Here is a 1,425-nt window from a genome sequence, read left to right as displayed (position 1 = left end):
CATCATGCCTCGTGTGCGCGCAGGAAGCGGAAGAACTCCACGCCTTCACGCAGACGGCGCTTCATCATGTCCCAGCTCGTGAGCATCTCGCGCACGATCTCCCAGATCTTCGACGGGCGGAAATAGAACTGTCGATAGAACTGTTCGAGGTGGTGATAGATCTCCTCGCGCGACAGATGCGGATAGCCGATTGCGGCCAGCTGCACGCCTTCCTTGCTGACGAGGTTGATGACCTTGTTCTCTTCCATCCAGCCGTTTTCCACGGCCTGGTTGTAAAGCGTCGTGCCCGGATACGGTGCGGCCAGCGACACCTGGATCGTGTGCGGATTGATTTCCTTCGCGTACTCGATCGTCTTCTTGATGGTGTCCTGCGTCTCGCCCGGCAGGCCCAGAATAAAGGTGCCGTGGATCTTGATGCCCAGGTTCTTGCAGTCCGCGCTGAAGCGGCGCGCGAAGTCCGTGCGCACGCCCTTCTTGATGTTCACGAGAATCTGGTCGTCGCCCGATTCGAAACCCACCAGCAACAGACGCAGACCGTTTTCCTTCATGATCTTGAGCGTCTTGTACGGCACGTTGGCCTTCGCATTGCACGACCACGTCATGCCGAGCTTGCCCAGACCGATGGCAATGGCTTCGGCGCGCGGCAGGTCGTCGGTGAAGGTATCGTCGTCGAACATGAGCTCCTTCACTTCCGGCATGTTGTCGCGAATCCACTTCGCCTCTTCGATCACATTCGCGACCGAGCGCGTGCGATAGCGATGGCCGCTCACCGTCTGCGGCCACAGGCAGAACGTGCAGCGCGACTTGCAACCACGGCCCGTATAAATCGACACGTACGGGTAGTTCAGATAGCCGATGAAGTAGTTGTCGATCTTCAGGTCGCGCTTGTAGATGGGCGCGACGAACGGCAGCTCGTCCATGTTTTCGAGGATCGGACGCGCCTCGTTGTGCTCGATCGAGCCGTCCTTCGCGCGCCAGCTCAAGCCCTTGATCTCGGGGAAAGGCTTGCCTTCGGCGAGTTCCTTGCAGGTGTAATCGAATTCTTCGCGGCAGACGAAGTCGATCGCTTCGGTGGCCGTGAGCGAGTTATGCGGATCGACCATCACCTTCGCACCCACCATGCCGACCAGCAGCGACGGCTTGCGCTTTTTCAGGTCTTCGGCGAAGAGCGCGTCGGTCGGGAACGACGGCGTGCTCGTGTGGATGATGATGAGGTCATAGTCCATCGCGATGTTCAGCGTCGCTTCGACGCCGATGCCATCGGCGGGCGCATCCAATACGCGGCTGTCGGGCACGAGGGCCGCGGGCTGCGCGAGCCACGTCGGATACCAGAACGAGCGGATCTCGCGCTTCGCCTGATAGCGCGAACCCGCGCCACCGTCGAAGCCGTCATAGGACGGGGCCTGCAAAAACAGCGTTTTCATG

The 1,425-nt window shown here is 60.1% G+C and carries 1 protein-coding gene; it reads right to left on the bottom strand.

Annotated features, from left to right (window positions below):
- Positions 1 to 2: 2 nt before the first annotated feature.
- Positions 3 to 1,424: a hopanoid biosynthesis associated radical SAM protein HpnJ gene (gene hpnJ / locus U5782_RS41200; RefSeq protein WP_322049613.1), complete on the bottom strand. Its 1,422-nt coding sequence runs from the start codon at positions 1,422 to 1,424 to the stop codon at positions 3 to 5.
- Between the last annotated feature and the right edge of the window lies 1 nt (position 1,425).

The sequence above is a fragment of the Paraburkholderia sp. J67 genome, assembly GCF_905220265.1.
Lineage (GTDB): Bacteria > Pseudomonadota > Gammaproteobacteria > Burkholderiales > Burkholderiaceae > Paraburkholderia.
This window is presented reverse-complemented; position numbering and strand designations above follow the sequence as displayed.